Origin of the sequence: Collinsella sp. An271 (assembly GCF_002159695.1) — a bacterium.
Lineage (GTDB): Bacteria > Actinomycetota > Coriobacteriia > Coriobacteriales > Coriobacteriaceae > Collinsella > Collinsella ihumii.
In genome coordinates this window covers 77,187-94,824 of sequence record NZ_NFJE01000006.1, presented here as the reverse complement: position 1 = coordinate 94,824, position 17,638 = coordinate 77,187, and the positions used below count along the sequence as shown (strand labels likewise).

Genomic DNA, 17,638 nt, shown 5'->3' with positions numbered 1-17,638 from the left:
TTCCCCTGAGGAACCGCCGATCAAAGGGCTTCGAGCCCCGCGGCGCAAGCGTTCGAACGTACGCTATAGGCACGCTCTCCCATCGGCGGTACGCTATGGTCACGCTTTCGGGCGAAAAACGTGCCTATAGCGTACTCTCGCCCGGGCGACGTGCCTATAGCGTACTCTCGATTCGGACGGCTCCGCAGAGCACGTGGAAAGCGCCCGGGACCGGGCCGGTACCGGCCATCGGTCAGCGCCCCCTAGCCCAGCGCCACGTCGAGCACCATCATCACCACGAAGCCCGCGATGACGCCGAAGGTCCCCACGTTGGAGTGCTCCCCCAGATGGGCCTCGGGGATGAGTTCCTCGACCACGACGTACACCATGGCGCCCGCGGCAAACGAGAGCAGCCAGGGCATGAACGGCTGGATCCACCCGGACACCAGCACCACGAGGATGCCGAAGATGGGTTCGACGATGCCCGACAGGCTGCCCATGGCAAAGGCGCGCCGCCGCGAGAACCCCTCGCGCACCAGGGGCAGCGAGATCGCCGCGCCTTCGGGGAAGTTCTGCAGGCCGATGCCCGCCGCCAGCGCAAGCGCCATGCCCAGATACGCCTCGCCGGCGGCACCCGCCTGCTGGGCCGCCATGGCGAACAGCAGGCCGACGCTCATGCCCTCGGGAATGTTGTGCAAGGTCACCGCCGACACGAGCAGGGTCGTGCGCTTCCAGCTGCTCTTGATGCCCTCGGGCTCGTCTGCATCCATGTGCAGGTGGGGCAGCAGGGAGTCCAGCGCGACCAGAAACGCCACGCCGAGCAAGAAGCCTCCCGCCGCGGGAATCCAGCCGATCTGCCCGAGCTCCTCCGCCTGCTCGATGGCGGGGTTGAGCAGCGACCAGACGCTCGCCGCGATCATCACCCCCGCCGCGAAACCCAGGAAGATGTGGTGCATGAGCTTGCGCTCGCCGCGAAAGAAGAAGACGACCGCCGAGCCCGCCGTCGTCATCAGCCAGGTGAATCCGCATCCCAAAGCCGCCCACGTGAGCGCCTGCACCAAATTCGCCGGAATCATGAGGCCACCTTTCCGCATTTCGTCTCGTCCGTCACGTGCCCGCAACCCGCCCGGAACAGGGGCGGGGACACGGTGGTTAACCTAGGCTAACCAATGTGTCCCCGCATCATACCCGCTTTTTGCCGGCGGCGCACGTGCGAAAACGCCCTCAACGTCCCTCTACAATTAGTTTAGGGAGGCCTGAATGGCTAGCCGTCCACCCACATTTCAGCATATTGTTAGCCCGTACGAGAGCATTGTCAAAGGAGACTTTGACCCGTTACATGAAACAAGGGCTATGGACATCAGGCAAATCAGGTATTTCGTTCACGCCGTGGAAGGCAAGTCTCTTTCCGCTGCAGCGAAGCGCCAGTTTGTCACCGTCCAGGCTGTTTCCAAAGCCATCTCGGAGCTGGAGCATGAGCTCGGCATCCAGCTGCTCACCCGCGGCAACCACGGCGTCAAGCCCACCGCCGTGGGCGTCGCGTTCTACGAACGCGCGCGCAAGACGCTGGCGAACTTCGACGAGCTCGACGACTTCACCAAGCACTTCCCCACCTCGCGGGACAACGAGCACATGTCGATCGCGCTGTGCTCGCCCTCGTTCGCCAACGCGGAAGGGGTCATGGCGAGCCTCTCGAAGTTCATCGGCAAGCGCCTCGGGCTCGACCTCGAGATCTTCATCGCCCCCGGCAGGGAATCCATCGAGGCGCTGCACGCCGGCGTCATCGACGCGGCCTGCACGCTCGGCGAGTACGCGAGCCCCGGTACCGACTGCGTCTCGGTCGGCAGCCTCCCGACCGGCGTGGCGCTCGCGCGCACCCATCCGCTCGCGCACAACCGGGCCATCACGCTGAGCGAGATGGCGCCCTACCCTGTCGTCTGGTCCGAAACGTTCGACGACTTCAACCGCTCGATCCACGCCATGTATCGCGAGCGCGGGCTCGCCTCGGAAGCGGTCCGTTTCCCCTCCAACGCGACCGATGAGCAGGTCAACGCGTTTTTCAGCGAGCAGAACGGCATGGCGTTCGGCGCCGTGCTGCCGTTCAACCAGACGAGTGGGAACCTGCTGACGTTCCTTCCCGTCGACCAGTGCGATCAGGTGCGCGTGCCGCTCTGCCTCATCTCGCTCAAGTCGCAAAAGACCGACGCCTACCGCGCCTTCGAGCGCTCGGCGGCGGCCATCTTCCGCGGCGGCCAGATTCTGGGAGGCTCGTGACCGATTGCTTTCGCGGCACCCGCCGCAGGGGCGGCCGGCGCGCAGCGGCTTGATCGGCGTTTCCTTAAGCGTTCTCCATCTGCTCAAGGCTTCCCGGGGCGCGGAGCAACATGGACCAAAGATAAGCCGTCATGGCCTCCGGTTCCCTTGAGTCCTTCTGGGCGCGACGCGTGTTGGCGGTCGTTGATGTGCCCGTCGACGCGGCGGGACGCTGGACGTAGGGTGCGTGTGATGCTGCAGACTTCATCGTTCACTCGATTCTTCCGACGGGACATCTTGGGCAGCGCTGACCGATCGCTTTCGCGGGGCCTGGCACGGGGCCGACCGGCGCGGGATGAATTGGTCGGCGTTTTCCTCACAATCGTCTGCGAACTGTTCGCACGCTCAGGATAAAACGTTACATCACGGGAAACACCTGAGGAACACTGTTCGTTTCGAAATCGAGACACGCCCGAAACCATTCCGAAACGTACGGACAGGAGGACGCCCGCGACTCCAGCGCCCCTCGCGACGCCCCCGCCGCCCAGACCGCGATTCGCGCCGCTCATGCATTTCCACTTCGGCGCACCATGTCTTTTCAAGACAGAGATTGCACCGTTCACCTGCTGTTTTGTTGCTAATCAACCCCGCGCTCGAACAACGCTCGCACTCCCGCCACACATTGCGCGGGGATTTGTGAGATAGTGGATAAGTTACTGCGGTGCCTGAGGGGGCGCGCCGCTCGATGCATGCGGAGGGAGGGTCGCGCGGCATGATCATTTCGCATATCGCGTCGCCTGCTGACGTGAAGGCACTCGATCGCAGCGAGCTTCCGACCCTTTGCCAGGAGATTCGCCAGGCGATACTCGCGAGCTCTGCGGCGGTGGGCGGCCATGTGGCCCCCAACCTCGGCGCCATCGAGCTCGAATGCGCACTGCACCGCGTGTTCTCGTCCCCGCACGACAAGATCATCTTCGACGTCTCGCATCAGACCTATGCGCACAAGATGCTCACGGGGCGCGCCGATGCATTTTGCGACCCCGCGCACTACCTCGAGGTGTCCGGGTTCTCGAACCCGCTCGAGTCGGAGCACGACCTGTTCGCCATGGGTCACACCTCGACCTCTATCGGACTGGCGCTCGGCATGGCCTATGCGCGCGACCTGGCGCACGAGACCCACGACGTCATCGCGGTCATCGGGGACGGCTCGCTTTCTGGCGGCCTTGCGTTCGAGGGCCTCGACAACGCGGCCGACCTCGCGAGCGGCCTGATCATCATCGTGAACGACAACGATCATTCCATCGCGGAGAACCACGGCGGACTCTACCGCAACCTGGCGCTGCTTCGCGAGAGCAAGGGGCGGGCGCAGGACAACTATTTCCGCACGCTCGGCCTGGACTACCGCTACCTCGACGACGGGAACGACGTGCTGGCGCTCGTCGACGCGCTGGAGGAGCTTCGCGGCATCGACCACCCCGTCGTGCTGCACGTCCGCACGGTCAAGGGCATGGGCTATGCCCCCGCCGAGGCCGATCCAGAAGGCTGGCACCATGTCGGCCCGTTCGATCTTGCGACCGGTGCGCGCGAGCCGCGCAAACCGGCGGCTCCCCATGCGAACTACGCCGAGCTCACGGCATCATGCCTCGTCTCCGCCATGGAGCGCGATCCGCGCGTGGTCGCCGTCTCCGCCGCGACCCCCTACATCATGGGCTTCACGCCCGAGCGCCGCGCGCAGGCGGGACGGCAGTTCCTCGACGTCGGCATCGCCGAAGAGCATGCCGTGACGCTCGTCACCGCGCTCGCCGCAGGCGGGGCGAAGCCGGTGCTCGGCATCTACGGCACCTTCCTGCAACGCGCCTACGACGAGCTGTGGCACGACCTGTGCCTGAACGCCGCCCCTGCGACCATCTTGGTCTACGGCTCGTCGGTGTTCGGAACGACCGACCAGACCCATCTCGGCTACTTCGATATCGCCATGCTGGGCGATATGCCCGGCCTGCGCTACCTCGCCCCGACCAATCCCGAGGAATACACCGCCATGCTGTCCTGGTCGCTCGAGCAGCGCGAGATGCCCGTAGCCATCCGGGTGCCCGTCGTCAGCGCGCCGGCGCCGGCAGACGGCCCGGCGTGCGATGATGCAGCCTTCGACACCCCTGCCTACCAGGTCGTGCGCTCAGGCTCAAAGATCGCCGTGCTTGCGCTGGGCGACTTCTTCGACCTCGGCGCGCAGGTCGCCGACGAGATCGAGCACCGCAGCGGCGAGCGCGCGACGCTCGTGAACCCGCGCTTCATCACCGGACTCGACCACGCCTGCCTGCAGCGCCTGTCGCGCACGCACGATGTGATCGTGACCATCGAGGACGGCGTGCTCGAGGGCGGCTGGGGCGAGAAGGTCGCACGCTATCTGGGTCCGCTCGGCACCCGCGTGCGCTGCTTCGGCGTGCACGCCGGCTTCCCCGACCGCTATGACCCCAAAGAGCTGCTGGCACACGACGGCATGACCGTCGACGCCATGGCGACCGAAGCGCTCCGCCTGTGCGAGGGCAGCGCTTCGTAGCAGGGGTTGGGTGACGGACGGGTTCGTTCCAACCCATGCTTGGCGAAGTGACGGTTTTTGCGGAAAGTTCGGACGAGATATCCATATCGATTCGAGCTTAATTCAGAATCGCGAGGTAATCGGGCATATCGTTTTGGCCGTTATGCAAAACATCCCTGCTGTTTCCGCAGAAACCGTCACTTCGTTTTCTGCGGAAAGGCGCCGCGGCGGCCCGGACCGTTGGGATGAGTTGAACCGAGCACGTCCCCAAGCAACCCATCGCCTCTGTGCACTCTACGGTGCGTAGGTGGTCTGCGCGCGCCCGCTTTTCCATAATGGGTGGGCGCGCAGAAGAATCCACCGAACGAGAAGGAGTTTTCTCCATGGGAAGATATGTGACCGCAGAAATCATCAAGAGCCTGCGTGAGGGCAAGTGCCTCACGCAGCGCGAGCTCGCCTCGGCCGTCGGCGTGACGGACAAGGCCGTATCCAAATGGGAGTCCGGGGGTTCACTTAGATAAAGATACCACATCAATCCCACGCTGACTTTTGCTCAACCGATACAGCCGGAGGGCTGGATAACAAGAAAAGGCGGTATGCGCCCCGTGGAGGGGGAGCATACCGCCTTTTCTTGTGGGGGTTTCCAAAGGGGGCAACGCCCCCATTTGGCACACGACTTTGCGAAGCAAAGTGTAGTGTGTTATACGCTCTGTCGGCGTTGCTGTGAAAATGCCGTTGCCGCCGGGGAGGGCAAGGGCATTTGAAGCGGCAGGAAAACAGGGCTGTGCTTGTGTGGCGTGGAGCCGCAAGCGCAGGTCTGGTTTCAACAGCAGACTGGGCGTATATGAAAGCCCCCGTCCCTCGTCCTACGCTCCGACTTGTGGACAAAGTGTCCCGAAGTTGTGGCCACACTCCCGGAAAAGTAGCAGGACAGCGGGCAGCCGTCAAGGCTGAAATGAACGGGGTTACACCCGGCCTTGACCGCCACCCGCCGTCCCGCTGAATGGGTGGACAAGGCGGCCAATCCCTCAAAGTGCTTGGCCGCACTCTCTTTCATTTTGGAGCATTCTTTTCCTCAAAATTGAAATGGGCGGGAAGCCATTTTGTGGCTTTGCTATTTCCCCGATAAACTGGGAGTTGTTGTGCAAGACATTATATTTTTCTATTTTCTATTATGAGCAATGCTGTAAATATAATTTCAAAAACAAGCATCATTAACGCTAATATCAAACGTGTAGAATTACATCCAACAATCAATGAAGCTATAGGGATAAGAACTGACATAATCATGTAAGTTTTTGATTTATATAACCAGCTATATGGTAACAAATGCGCCCCAAAAATCATAGCAATAACCATTAGCATTTTTTCTGGTACTGTTGGATAAATCCACATTGCAATCATTAAATATAAGATTTGATTTATCGAAAATAATATACCTAGATTATTCAGTGGATTGCTTTTGTCCTGAAATTGGATCTTTAATAATTTGGACATCAAAAATGCTAAAGGCAATAGTGGTGCGGTACAACAAAATGTTAGCAAATTCTTGGTAAGAATCGGTAAATCTAAGAATTGTACCATCATCACCAAAAGCCAAATCACAATAGAAGCTGAAATAAAATGAATACCTCTCTTTTGCTTGATAGCACAATCTATTCTTAAATCCTCTAAATTCATAACACGTTTTTCCTCCACAAATTCTAATTTAACGCTTTCTTTGCTTATATATAACAACAGCAAACCAACTGGCTATAATGAACATCATTATTCCTCGAACAATCTCCGCAATCAACAATTCTTTGCCGTTCATCACTTGAGATACCCAACAATATCTTTAACTAAGGGAAACTGGACGCGGCCTGCCCGACATCTCGCTCATCGACGCGCTGGCCCAGGCGCTGGGCGTGTCGGTGGCGGAGCTCCTGACCGGCGACGTGCGCGAGAACGCCAACCGCGCCGGCAACATGATGCGCTCGAAGTTCTACGTCTGCCCCATCTGCGGCAACGTGGTGCACGCCATGGGCGAGGGGTCGTTCTCGTGCTGCGGCGTGCAGCTGATGCCGCAGGAGGCCGAGGACGCCGACGAGGACGACGCCCACCGCGTGCACGTCGAGCGCATCGAGAACGACTGGTACCTCACGCTCGACCACCCCATGACCAAGCAGCACTACCTGAGCTTTGCCGCCTATGTGACCAGCGATACGGTCAGCCTGAAAAAGCTCTATCCCGAACAGAGCCCCGAGGTGCGCTTCCCCATGCGCGGCAGCGGCCTGCTGTACGTGTTCTGCAACCAGCACGGCCTGTTCCGGCTGAAGACGCCGCGCATCCAGCGCACGCGATAGCGCGGGAACGGAGCGGGGCGAGGGCGGGCACGCGGACACGCGGACGCACGGGCGCGGCAGGCGCTTTGGTACGCAGCCCATGCGCCGGAACAACCCATGGCGATATACTGGGGGCACGTGAATCGACGCCACCTCCCCGAACCAAAAGGAGTGCCCATGAACGTCCTCGTCCTGCTCCCCTTCAACGATGCGCAGCGCGCCGTCCTCGAGGCGGGCGCCCCCGACGCCGACTTCCGATACACCACCAAGGCCGCGGTCACCGATGAGGAGATCGCGGACGCCGACGCCATCATCGGCAGCCTCGCCGTCGACCGCCTGCCGGCCGCGCGCAACCTGCGGATGCTGCAGCTCAACTCGGCGGGCTACGACAACTACGTAAACCCCGCGGGCACCGTGCCCGCATCGGTCAAGCTCGCCTGCGCGGTCGGCGCCTACGGGCAGGCGGTGTCCGAGCACATGTTCGCCATGGTGCTCGCCCTCATGAAGCACCTCGACACCTACCGCGACGACCAGCGCTCCCATGCGTGGACCGACCGGGGCGCGGTCACCACGCTCGCCGGGGCGCAGGTGCTCGTGCTGGGCGCCGGCGACATCGGCACGCATTTCGCCCAGCTCTGCCGTGCCATGGGCGCGCGCGTGACCGGCGTGCGCCGGCGCGTGGGCGTGGTGCCGGAGGGCTTCGACGCCGTGTGCGCCATGGGCGATATCGAGACCGTCCTGCCCGACGCCGATGTCATCGTCTCGTTCTTGCCGAGCTCCGACAAGACGCGCGGGCTGGTGGACGCGCGGTTCCTGTCGCAGTGCAAGCGCGGCGCCTACTTTGCCAACGGAGGCCGCGGCGACCTCGTGGTGCAGCCCGACCTGATCGCGGCGCTCGAATCGGGGCAGCTTGCCGGCGCCGCGCTCGACGTGACCACGCCTGAGCCCCTGCCCGCCGACGATCCGCTCTGGGATGCGCCCAACCTGTTCATCACCCCGCACGTCGCGGGACAGTTCCACCTGTACACCGTGCTCGACAACATCGCGCGCATCGCCGCAGAGAACCTGCAGCATCTCGCGGCGGGCGAGCCGCTGCGCAACGAGGTCGAGCACTAGGGACCGCCGGTCGTTCCATACCGTGCTGCTTTTGGGGACAGTCCCTTTTGAACCGCGATGGCGCACATGCGCCATCGCGGTTCAAAAGGGACTGTCCCCAAAAGCAGCACAAAAGCAGCAGAGCCGATATGCAAAAATGCATGAGAAAGGTACGTCCCCCATTTACATCAGGAGGAGTTGGCATGAAGGTCATGTTGGTCAACGGCAGTCCGCACAAGACGGGCTGCACCAATCGCGCGCTCGAGGAGATCGCGCGCACGCTCGAAGACGCCGGCGTCGAGGCCGAGATCTTCTGGATCGGGGCGAAGCCCGTGGGCGGGTGCGTCTCCTGTGGCGGCTGCAGCACGCGCGGCGCCTGCGTTTTCAACGACACGGTGAACGAGTTCCGCGCCAAGGCCGCCGAGGCAGACGGCTTCGTGTTCGGCGCACCCGTGCACTACGCGCATGCGGCGGGCTCTCTGCTCGGATTCATGGACAGGCTCTTCTACGCCAACGGGCGCGCCGGGCAGCCGAACGTCTTCGCCCACAAGCCGGCGGCAGCCGTGGCGAGTGCGCGCCGCGCGGGCACCACGGCGGCACTCGACGATATCCAGAAGTTCTTCACCATCTCGCAGATGCCCATCGTGAGCTCGCGGTACTGGAACAACGTGCACGGCAACTCCGTCGAGGAGGTCGAGCAGGACGAAGAGGGCCTGTGGACCATGCGCCAGCTCGGCCGCAACATGGCCTGGATGCTCAAATGCATCGAGGCGGGCCGCGCTGCAGGCATCGAGCCGCCCGCCCAGGAAGCCGGCACCTGGACCAACTTCATCCACTAGCACGGCAGCGCCATTGGAATGCAAATAGGGGGACGTACCTGTTCCGTGCAAAAATGCACGAATAAGGTACGTCCCCCAATTTGCACAGGGATGGGGTCGCTCAGGCGATGGTCGCCGCGTCCGCTCCCTCGATGCGGATGTCGGCATCATAAAATGCCGTCAGCGCGTCGATGACATGCGCCACGTCGCGCGCACCCGCCGTCTCGTAGCTGGAGTGCATGGCAAGCTGCGGACATCCCACATCGATGGCGTGCATGCTCACGTGCGCGTTCGAGATGTTGCCGAGCGTGGAGCCGCCGGCCATGTCACTGCGGTTCGCGAACGTCTGGTACGGGATTCCCGCGTCGTCCATGATCGCGGAGAACACGGCGCGCGAGAACGCGTCGGTGCAGTAGTGCTGGTTCGCCGCCTCCTTGATCACGATGCCGCGGTTCAGGCGCGGATCGTTCGCCTCGTCGGCCTTCTCGGGATGATTGGGGTGGACGGCATGCGCGTTATCGCAGCTCACCAGCATGGAGCCGGCCAGCGCACGCACGAGGCTCTCCGGCGTGCGACCGATACGGGCGTTCACGCGCTCGAGCGTGTCGCGCAGAAGCGTCGACGCCGCGCCCTGCTTGGTGTGCGAGCCGACCTCCTCGTTATCGAAGCACACGTACACCGACACGTCGCGCTCGTTGCCGCTGGCCAAAAACGCCTCGAGCGCGGTGTAGGCGCACATGAGGTCGTCGAGCTTGGGCGCCGAGACGAACTCGTCGACAGCTCCCCATACGCGCGGCGCCTGGCGGTTCACCAGGAACAGATCGCGCGCCAAGATCCGATCGGGCGTGATGCCGAGCTCCTCGGCCACCAGCGCGTCGACCGCCCCGCTCGTCAGCTCGCCGGCGGAAAACAGCGGATACAGGTCGACGGCCCGGTTGGGCGAGAAGCTGCTGTTGACGCTGCGGTCCAGGTGGATGGCGAGGCTCGGGATGAGCGCCACGTCGCGATCGAGCGAAAACAGGCGGCTCACCACGCGCGCCCCGTCGCGCACGAGCACGCGACCGGCGAGCGACAGCGGCCGATCGAACCAGGTGTAGTCGATCGTGCCTCCGTACGGCTCGATATCGAGACGCAGGTAGTTCGCCGGGCCTTCGAGCTCGGACACCGCCTTGAGCTTGAAGGTGGGCGAGTCCGCGTGCGATGCGGCGATCTGGAAGTGGAATCCGTCCTGCGGCAGGTCGCGACCGACATGCCAGGCGATGATGCTCGAGCCGTTGCGTATCGTGTAGTAGCTTCCGCCCGGTTCCATGAACCACGGCGCCCCCTCGGGCAGATAGGTGAAGCCCGCGGCGTCCAGGCGTGCCCGGATGGTCGCCGCCGTGTGGAACATGCTGGGACAAGATTCGATGAACCGAACGAGTCCCTCTGCCGCATCCCGGTATGAAGCCGTATCGTCTGTCATGCCATATATCCTTTCGCTTGGCATCGTTTTGGCACTCAGTCTAAAGCATTTCTTGCGCATCTACGGAACAAGCGCAGATGCGCGCTTGACTTGAACCTCACTCAAGATGGGAGAATGAAAGCTGCGCTTTTCGCGTCCTGCCGGCACGCAGGAACGAGCGTCCAGAGACGTGAAAGAAGGAAGGCCATGAGGATCGCCGAGGTTTCCCAGAAATACGATATCTCCGCCGATACGCTGAGGTACTACGAACGCATCGGGCTGCTGCCGCACATCCGCCGCACCTCGAGCGGCGTGCGCGACTACGGGCAGGCCGACCTCGCGCGCGTGGAGTTCATCAAATGCATGCGCTCGGCGAACGTCTCCATCGAAGCGCTCACCGAATACATGCAGCTCTTCGAGCGGGGCGACGAGACGCTGACGCTTCGCAAGCAGCTGCTCGAGAACCAGCGCGACGTCCTGCGCGACCGCATCGCCGAGATGGAGGAGGGGCTCAAGCTCCTCGATTACAAAATCGCCCATTACGACGATCTGATCGTCGCGGCCGAGCGAAACATGCAACAATAAGACGAGCGTTCCAACCTCATCAACGCCATCTCACCCATGATCGGAGGCGGCCATGAGCGAATCGACGCATAGGCGCACCGGGTCACCCGCAACGCCGAAACCAGACGACGCTGAGCGGCGCGCCACCGCGGCGCGCATCGTCGGCGCGCTGATCGACGCCCTCGACGCGACGCTTTCCTGCAGGCGATCGGCGCTCGAGCTGTCCGTCCTGACGCTCGCCTCCGGCGGGCACCTGCTGCTCGAAGACGTTCCGGGTATCGGCAAGACCACGCTCGCCCGCGCGCTCGCCCGCGCCATCCGCGGCAGCGTGGCGCGCATCCAGTTCACGCCCGACATGCTCCCCTCCGATGTCACGGGCGTCTCCATCTTCAACCAGCAGCTGCAGGAATTCACGTTCCACCGAGGACCGCTGTTCGCCCAGATCGTGCTCGCCGACGAGATCAACCGCGCGAACCCCAAGACGCAGGCGGCCATGCTCGAGGCCATGGAGGAGCGCCGAGTCACCGTCGACGGCACGACCTATGAGCTGCCGCGGCCCTTCATCGTCATCGCCACGCAGAACCCCGTCGAGATGGAGGGCACCTACCCGCTGCCCGAGGCCCAGCTCGACCGCTTCATGTGCCGGCTCTCCCTCGGCTATCCGGATCAGCAGACGGAGGCGCGCATGCTCATGGCGCCGAGCGGACGCGATCCCCTCGCCTCCCTCAAGCCCGTCTGCAGCGCGCGCGACCTCGCCGCCATCACCGCCACCGCGGCCCGCATCCACGTGGCGCCGGCCGTCGCGTCGTACGCGGTCGCGCTGCTCAACGCGACGAGGACGAGCACCCGCACCAGGCTCGGCGCCTCTCCGCGTGCCGGCCTCGCCCTGCTGGCCATGAGCCGCATGCGCGCGCTCGTCAACGGGCAGGCCGCCGTCTACGCGGGCGACGTGCGCGCGATGGCGCCGCATGTGCTGACGCACCGCGTCGTGTTCAGCGACCCCTCGGTGGCGTCCGGCCCGCTTGAGCGGCAGCAGGAGACCCTCGAGCTCATCCTGTCCGACGTGCCCGCGCCGCACCGCGCATAGGCCCCGAGCGACCGGAGGGCCCCATGTCGCGCCGCGCCACGAAACCCGATGCACCGGCTCTCAGGACCGTTGCGGGCAACGTGCGGCGCGCGCGACGCAGGCTCGCAGCGCGCCCCCTTCCTCTGCGGCCCACCGTCGCCGCCGTCATCGCGTTCGAGATCGCCGCGGTCCTGCTCGTCCTGAGCGCGGGGACGGCGTCGATCGCCCTGATGGCGGGATGCGTCGCGCTGGCCTGCGCGCTCGCGTGGGGATTGGCCAGCGCGATCCTCGGCTGGGCGCTCAGCCCCACGTGGTGCGAGGGGGACCAGGACGGAGCCCGTGGATCCGCGGGCGCGCGCGTCCTTCGCGCGATCGCGGCGCGACCGGTCAGCATCCAGACGACGTGGCTCAGGCTCGACCAGCGCGGACGCGTCATCGATCAGGTCGCAGGCGACGCGGAGCCCGAGAATCGCGGCCTGTACTGCACCGGCGGAAGCGCGGTGCGCACGCGCGACCTGTTCGGATTCTGGATCACGCGGAGGGCCGTCGCGTCCACCCGCGAGATGTGGATTCCCCCGCGCGCCCACGACCTGCCCGTACCCGAGATCGACCGGCTCGCCGGCCGTGCGCCCGCGCTTGCGCCCGCAGATGTCCGCGAGCGCTCATCCGCCCTGGTCCGGCCCTACGAGAAGGGCGACCCGCTGCGCGCGATCTCATGGCGCCAGAGCGCGCACCACGGCCAGCTGATGTCCTTCGAGCTCGAGCGGGAGCACAACGTCTATCCCGTCGTTGTCGTCGATACGCTCAAGGTCGACGATATCGAATCGCTCGCCGCGGAGGCGTACACCGCCTCTGTCCGCCTCGCCGCGCAGCGAGGGGCGCGCGACGAGGTGCTCGTGACCGACGGGCGCGCACGCGCGGTCGGCATGCACCGGGTCGGCAGGCTCCTCGCCGCCCTGCAGCCCGATGCGCCGCAGGGCGGGGAGGCCCGTCGCCGCGAGGCCGCCCGTCGCAGCGCCCAGATCGCGCGCGACGCGCTCCACGGCGCCGGGGCAGCTGGCGCCGCGCGCCCCGTCGTCCTGATCACCGATCGCGTGGCCGGCGCGCTCGAGGACGCCTTGCGATCGCAGATCGCGTCGAGCCAGCTTGCCGTGGTCCACCCGCGTGCGACGGGCGGCCCGGAGGCGCCGGATGCGGCGAGCAGGCACCGCGAGGACGCTTCACGTCCGCACCGCGCCCGCAGGCGCCGCCGGGGCGCAGTGAGCGCCCCAGCGCCGACCGCAGGCTCCGCGCTGGCATCCGCGCTCTGCTGCGTCGTCGTGCTCCTGGAGACCTTCTCCCTTGCAGCGACGCTCATCGAGCCCGGGGCCTGGTGGCTATTCGGCCAGGTCGTGAGCATCATCGTGGCGCTGGAGGCGACCTGCGTCCGCTGGCTGCCGCGCACGCGGACGCGCCCTGCCGTCCGCATGGGGATATACGCCTCGGTCCTGCTGCTGATATGCGGCAGCGCCGCATTCGGCGCGGCGTCCCTCATCGGCATGAACGCCTCGCTCGACGTCTTCTCGCCCGAAACGTCCCTCGAGCAGCTCGGCATCGACGGGAACGGCGGCGGCCTCGGCTGGATCGCGCCGGTCTGCGCGCGGGGCATATACGACCTGTACTTCGGACAGTGGGTCCCGGTCAGCTGCGGCCCTGTCTCCGATGCCGCGCTCGTGCTCCTCATGGCACCTGTCGCTGCGGTCCTCCACGTGCTGCTCGTCTCGCACAGGCCGCGACCGGCCGTCGCCTGCCTGCCCCTAGCGCTACTCGCCGTGCGCTTCGTCTTCATGGGCGTGGCAAGCGAGTTCTCCCACATCGCCATCTCCGTGTTCTGCGGGCTCGCCCTGCGCGCCTTCGCGTGCGCGGGAAGCGCCGACAACCGGCCCGTCAGCGCGCAGCCGGGCGCGCAGCGGCGCGGCCCCCTCGGCGCGCTGGCGTCCCTGCGGCCGACCGCGCTCGCCTCCTGCGCGGCGGCGACCATCGTCGCATGCCTGCTCGCGCCGCAAGCCGCAGCCGACGCGCAGCGGCTTCCCCTCGACACGGGCCTTCAATCGAACGTGCTCGCCTCGAACACGGTGAGTCCCATCATGGATCTCAAGCGCGACCTTACGCGACCGCAGGAGACCATCGCCCTCACCTACACCACCACCTCGCGCCAGGCGCTCTACCTGCGCCTGACCACGCTCGGAGACTTCTCGGGCGACGTCTGGCGCATCGACGCGGCCCCCTCCGCGGGCTCCGGCGGCCTGCTCGAGCAGCTCTTCTCCCCTGCGGACCCCACCGAGGACATGCCCCAGGCGCTGCCCGGCTCGTGGACGAGCCCCGATGCCGCCATCGAGACGGTGCGCAACACGAACGCGACCTCGGTCGGCAGCATCCGCAGCATCAGCGCGCACATCAGCATCGATGCGCTCTCCTCGCGGTTCGCGCCCCTTCCCATCGGCGCGTACGACACGCAGACGGCAGATGACCAGTCGCAGGGCGACTGGCGCTGGAGCCCCGACGGGTCGGTATTCGGCACGCAGGCCATCACGAACCGCAGCCAGGTCTATGCCGTCGACGCGGCCTACATCTCCCCGATCACCGACAGCAGCTCGCTGAGCGGCATCGGCGGGATGCTGATCGGCTCGCTCCAGTCGAGAATCTGGTCCGCGAGCCCCGGCGACACCACAAGCGATTGGCAGGCTCGGCGCGACTCCTGGCAGGAGCTTTTGGACCAGGATCACGCAGAAGTCGATGGAGCCTACCTCGCGCTTCCCGACGAGCTGCCGGACCAGATCGCACGCGTCGTCGACCTGGCGTCCCAAATCGCTCCGCGCGATGAATACGACGAGCTCACGGGTGAGCTCACGTCGCTGGAGTTTCTGCTCGAATACTTCAACGACCCGCGCTTCACGTACTCCCTCGATGCCCCGGACGGAGACGGTCAAAACAACCTGCAGGTTATCGCGTCGTTTTTGGATTCCGGAGAGGGGTACTGCCTGCACTACGCCTCGGCGTTCGCGGTGCTGGGCCGCGCCCTCGGCGTGCCCACGCGTATCGCGCTCGGATACCGCACGTCCGATGGGCAGGCGGGAGATACCTATGTGGTCACCAACCGCGACCTGCACGCATGGACCGAAGCCTATCTGTACGGGGTCGGCTGGGTCCCCTTCGACGTGACGCCCGGGCAAGGGGAGCTTCCCGAGGCGTCGATCGGGCGAACGCTCATCGAACAGGACGAGCCCGACTCCACGCAGCAAGATGCGACCACGCCTGCATCCCCCCTCACGCCGGACGCGCCCGTCCAGCCCGACACCCCGGCGCAGCAGGCCGACAGCGGCGGCGACGGCGGGCGCAGCGATGCGGCCGACCCCGTTCAGCACGCGCTCAGCCAGGTTGCCGCGGTCGCACGGCAGGCGGCGCCGTTTGCAGGCGCGGGCGCGATCATCGCGGCGATCCTTCTCGGCCCCCGTGCGATACGGCGCGCTCGCCACGCGTGGCGCATGCGCGCCGTGGCCGGTGCCACCTCGCAGCCGGCGCGCGCCGCCGAGGCCGCTTGGTCCGAGATGCTCCATATGGCGCGAACGTATGATGTCGCCTGGCCTGCACACGCCACCGAAGAGGACATCGCGGGCGCCGTGGCGAAGAGGGCCCCGCGCGCGTCCGACGCGGCACGCTCGCTCGCAGACGCCGTCTGCCGCGCCCGCTACGACCAGCCGGATAACTTCATCAAGGACGCGGAGGCGCTCCAGCGCGCCCTGAGCGACCTGCGCGCGGCACTCGAGGAGCAGCCGGATGCCCAAGATGGCGCAGATTGATCCATTCGGCACCCCCGAAATGTCGCCGTTGCGCGAAAATGTCACGCTCGGAGGCACAAGAGGGAGGGGGGTCAATGACACAGAATGGGCAAAATGTCACGCTAAGAGCGTTTATTAACCCCTTTTAGCGTGCCAAATCGCCCATTCTGTGTCATTGACCCCCTCCCTCTGATTGCGCACCCCACACCGGCGCCGCTCGGGCGCAGCAGCCGCGCGCCTACGCCCGAGCGACGCTCTCGCACGGAATCGCGGCCGCGACCAGCAGCTCGATCAGGCGATTGATGGGCATGCGGCGCTCAGACGACATCCACTGCGTGATGGCCCCCAGCAGCCCGGACAGATAGAACTCGCGCAGCACGCCCTGCTCCGCCTCGCTCAGGCCGCATTCCGGCAGGATGAAGCGGTCGAGCAGCGGCGCGATGATCTCCTTGAGGCGGTCGCCGAAGCTCGGGTCGCCGTTCATGAGCCGCGGCAGGTATCCGTCAAAACGCTGGGCGAGCTCCAGAATCATGCCCATATGATGGCTGAAGTCGAGCGTATCCCCTGCGAGCAGGCGGTCCTGAACCAACGTACGGACCTGATCGAGAATGTCGTCCTCGATCTGCTCGAACAGGTCGTAGACGTCGCGATAGTACAGGTAGAACGTCGCGCGGTTATAGCCCGCATGGTCGGTTATCTCTCGAATGGTGATCTTCTCGATGGGCTTCACCATGTACAGGTCCCAAAACGCCTTGGTCATGTTGGCACGCGTGAGCTCCGCTGCCTGCGACGGTTTTCTCATCGATCTTCCTTAATGCCGCTTATTTCCATGCATTCCTTATTACCACCACCCTACCGTATCACTGTAAACGGAGTGTTTCGCCACGTTGACTATCGGGCAACGGTTCGGCGACTCGACAATCCCTGCCGGAATGTCGAGCAGCTCTCCCCTCCGCCTTTCTCCTCTTCTATACTAGATGCAAGTGATGTTTAGACAACACGCTGTCGAGTAATCTGAGGAGCTGAAACGCTCATGGCATACATCGAGTTCACCGACGTGCACAAGGTTTACGGGCAGGGCGAGGCGGAGATCCACGCGCTCGACGGCGCCACGTTCACCGTCGAGAAGGGGGAGCTCGCGGTCATCCTGGGCGCCTCCGGCGCCGGCAAGACCACCGCGCTGAACATCCTGGGCGGCATGGACACGGCCACGTCGGGCACCGTGCGCGTGGACGGCCGCGACATCTCCGGCGCGAGCAACGCCGAGCTGGTCGAGTACCGGCGCGCGGACGTGGGCTTCGTGTTCCAGTTCTACAATCTGGTGCCCAACCTCACGGCTCTGGAGAACGTCGAACTCGCGGCGCAGATCTGCCCCGATTCGCTCGATGCGGCCGACACCCTCGCCAACGTCGGGCTCGCCGAGCGCATGAACAACTTCCCCGCCCAGCTCTCCGGCGGCGAGCAGCAGCGCGTGGCCATCGCGCGCGCACTCGCCAAGAACCCCAAGCTGCTGCTGTGCGACGAGCCCACCGGCGCGCTCGACTACCAGACCGGCAAGCAGATTCTCCAGCTTCTGCAGGACACCTGTCGCCACGACGGCATCACCGTCGTTATCATCACGCACAACTCGGCGCTCGCCCCTATGGCCGACCGCCTCATCCGGTTCAAGAGCGGCCAGGTGACGGAGATGACCACCAATCCCGCACCCACCCCCATCGCCGATATCGAGTGGTAGGCAGGTGAC

14 protein-coding genes are annotated in these 17,638 nt (G+C 65.0%); 10 read left to right on the top strand and 4 right to left on the bottom strand.

The window, feature by feature from the left end; translation table 11 throughout:
- Window positions 1-242: 242 nt before the first annotated feature.
- Entirely contained in the window at window positions 243-1,055 is an 813-nt protein-coding gene (locus B5F74_RS06910) for a ZIP family metal transporter (RefSeq protein WP_087201131.1), read from the bottom strand.
- Window positions 1,056-1,332: 277 nt separating this feature from the next.
- Here B5F74_RS06910 and B5F74_RS06905 point away from each other — a divergent pair, with 277 nt between their 5' ends.
- The 3 genes from B5F74_RS06905 (at window position 1,333) to B5F74_RS06895 (ending at window position 5,289) form a co-directional block, all read left to right on the top strand.
- Window positions 1,333-2,253 (top strand): LysR family transcriptional regulator, encoded by a 921-nt coding sequence (locus B5F74_RS06905; RefSeq protein WP_158095716.1) that lies wholly within the window; start codon window positions 1,333-1,335, stop codon window positions 2,251-2,253.
- Between the two features lie 751 nt (window positions 2,254-3,004).
- Window positions 3,005-4,789, top strand: a complete 1,785-nt coding sequence (locus B5F74_RS06900) for a 1-deoxy-D-xylulose-5-phosphate synthase (protein ID WP_087201253.1) — start codon at window positions 3,005-3,007, stop codon at window positions 4,787-4,789.
- Between the two features lie 362 nt (window positions 4,790-5,151).
- On the top strand, window positions 5,152-5,289 hold the full coding sequence (locus tag B5F74_RS06895) for a helix-turn-helix transcriptional regulator (RefSeq protein ID WP_087201128.1): 138 nt from the start codon (window positions 5,152-5,154) through the stop codon (window positions 5,287-5,289).
- 631 nt (window positions 5,290-5,920) lie between these two features.
- Here the strand turns inward: B5F74_RS06895 and B5F74_RS06880 are convergent.
- Complete coding sequence (locus B5F74_RS06880) at window positions 5,921-6,448, bottom strand: hypothetical protein (protein ID WP_087201127.1); 528 nt, start codon at window positions 6,446-6,448, stop codon at window positions 5,921-5,923.
- A 233-nt stretch (window positions 6,449-6,681) separates the two neighbouring features.
- Between B5F74_RS06880 and B5F74_RS06875 the strand changes: the two genes are divergently transcribed.
- From B5F74_RS06875 to B5F74_RS06865, 3 genes are all read left to right on the top strand, one after another.
- Window positions 6,682-7,113, top strand: a complete 432-nt coding sequence (locus B5F74_RS06875; RefSeq protein ID WP_204212490.1) for a hypothetical protein — start codon at window positions 6,682-6,684, stop codon at window positions 7,111-7,113.
- A gap of 156 nt (window positions 7,114-7,269) precedes the next feature.
- Complete coding sequence (locus B5F74_RS06870; RefSeq protein ID WP_087201124.1) at window positions 7,270-8,208, top strand: D-2-hydroxyacid dehydrogenase; 939 nt, start codon at window positions 7,270-7,272, stop codon at window positions 8,206-8,208.
- 182 nt (window positions 8,209-8,390) lie between these two features.
- Window positions 8,391-9,026, top strand: a complete 636-nt coding sequence (locus tag B5F74_RS06865; RefSeq protein ID WP_087201123.1) for a flavodoxin family protein — start codon at window positions 8,391-8,393, stop codon at window positions 9,024-9,026.
- Between the two features lie 100 nt (window positions 9,027-9,126).
- On the opposite strand, the gene B5F74_RS06860 is transcribed toward B5F74_RS06865, so the two are convergent.
- A complete protein-coding gene (locus B5F74_RS06860; protein WP_087201120.1) occupies window positions 9,127-10,467 on the bottom strand; it encodes a M18 family aminopeptidase in 1,341 nt (446 codons plus the stop codon).
- A 186-nt stretch (window positions 10,468-10,653) separates the two neighbouring features.
- On the opposite strand from B5F74_RS06860, the gene B5F74_RS06855 reads away from it, so the two are divergent.
- The 3 genes from B5F74_RS06855 to B5F74_RS06845 are packed head-to-tail and all read left to right on the top strand — an operon-like array spanning window position 10,654 to window position 15,915.
- A complete protein-coding gene (locus B5F74_RS06855) occupies window positions 10,654-11,031 on the top strand; it encodes a MerR family transcriptional regulator (protein ID WP_087201119.1) in 378 nt (125 codons plus the stop codon).
- A 52-nt stretch (window positions 11,032-11,083) separates the two neighbouring features.
- Window positions 11,084-12,097, top strand: a complete 1,014-nt coding sequence (locus tag B5F74_RS06850) for an AAA family ATPase (RefSeq protein WP_087201117.1) — start codon at window positions 11,084-11,086, stop codon at window positions 12,095-12,097.
- 23 nt (window positions 12,098-12,120) lie between these two features.
- A complete protein-coding gene (locus tag B5F74_RS06845) occupies window positions 12,121-15,915 on the top strand; it encodes a transglutaminaseTgpA domain-containing protein (protein WP_087201115.1) in 3,795 nt (1,264 codons plus the stop codon).
- A 217-nt stretch (window positions 15,916-16,132) separates the two neighbouring features.
- Here B5F74_RS06845 and B5F74_RS06840 read toward each other — a convergent pair whose 3' ends face one another.
- A complete protein-coding gene (locus B5F74_RS06840) occupies window positions 16,133-16,696 on the bottom strand; it encodes a TetR/AcrR family transcriptional regulator (protein WP_087201113.1) in 564 nt (187 codons plus the stop codon).
- A 231-nt stretch (window positions 16,697-16,927) separates the two neighbouring features.
- Here B5F74_RS06840 and B5F74_RS06835 point away from each other — a divergent pair, with 231 nt between their 5' ends.
- On the top strand, window positions 16,928-17,629 hold the full coding sequence (locus B5F74_RS06835; RefSeq protein ID WP_087201111.1) for an ABC transporter ATP-binding protein: 702 nt from the start codon (window positions 16,928-16,930) through the stop codon (window positions 17,627-17,629).
- Window positions 17,630-17,638 lie beyond the last annotated feature (9 nt).

Coding starts and splice junctions, on each gene's coding strand:
- B5F74_RS06905 (WP_158095716.1), top strand. CDS start 1,333: ATGGACATCAGGCAAATCAGGTATTTCGTTCACGCCGTGGAAGGCAAG.
- B5F74_RS06865 (WP_087201123.1), top strand. CDS start 8,391: ATGAAGGTCATGTTGGTCAACGGCAGTCCGCACAAGACGGGCTGCACC.
- B5F74_RS06855 (WP_087201119.1), top strand. CDS start 10,654: ATGAGGATCGCCGAGGTTTCCCAGAAATACGATATCTCCGCCGATACG.
- B5F74_RS06850 (WP_087201117.1), top strand. CDS start 11,084: ATGAGCGAATCGACGCATAGGCGCACCGGGTCACCCGCAACGCCGAAA.
- B5F74_RS06845 (WP_087201115.1), top strand. CDS start 12,121: ATGTCGCGCCGCGCCACGAAACCCGATGCACCGGCTCTCAGGACCGTT.
- B5F74_RS06900 (WP_087201253.1), top strand. CDS start 3,005: ATGATCATTTCGCATATCGCGTCGCCTGCTGACGTGAAGGCACTCGAT.
- B5F74_RS06870 (WP_087201124.1), top strand. CDS start 7,270: ATGAACGTCCTCGTCCTGCTCCCCTTCAACGATGCGCAGCGCGCCGTC.
- B5F74_RS06840 (WP_087201113.1), bottom strand. CDS start 16,696: ATGAGAAAACCGTCGCAGGCAGCGGAGCTCACGCGTGCCAACATGACC.
- B5F74_RS06895 (WP_087201128.1), top strand. CDS start 5,152: ATGGGAAGATATGTGACCGCAGAAATCATCAAGAGCCTGCGTGAGGGC.
- B5F74_RS06910 (WP_087201131.1), bottom strand. CDS start 1,055: ATGATTCCGGCGAATTTGGTGCAGGCGCTCACGTGGGCGGCTTTGGGA.
- B5F74_RS06880 (WP_087201127.1), bottom strand. CDS start 6,448: ATGAATTTAGAGGATTTAAGAATAGATTGTGCTATCAAGCAAAAGAGA.
- B5F74_RS06835 (WP_087201111.1), top strand. CDS start 16,928: ATGGCATACATCGAGTTCACCGACGTGCACAAGGTTTACGGGCAGGGC.
- B5F74_RS06860 (WP_087201120.1), bottom strand. CDS start 10,467: ATGACAGACGATACGGCTTCATACCGGGATGCGGCAGAGGGACTCGTT.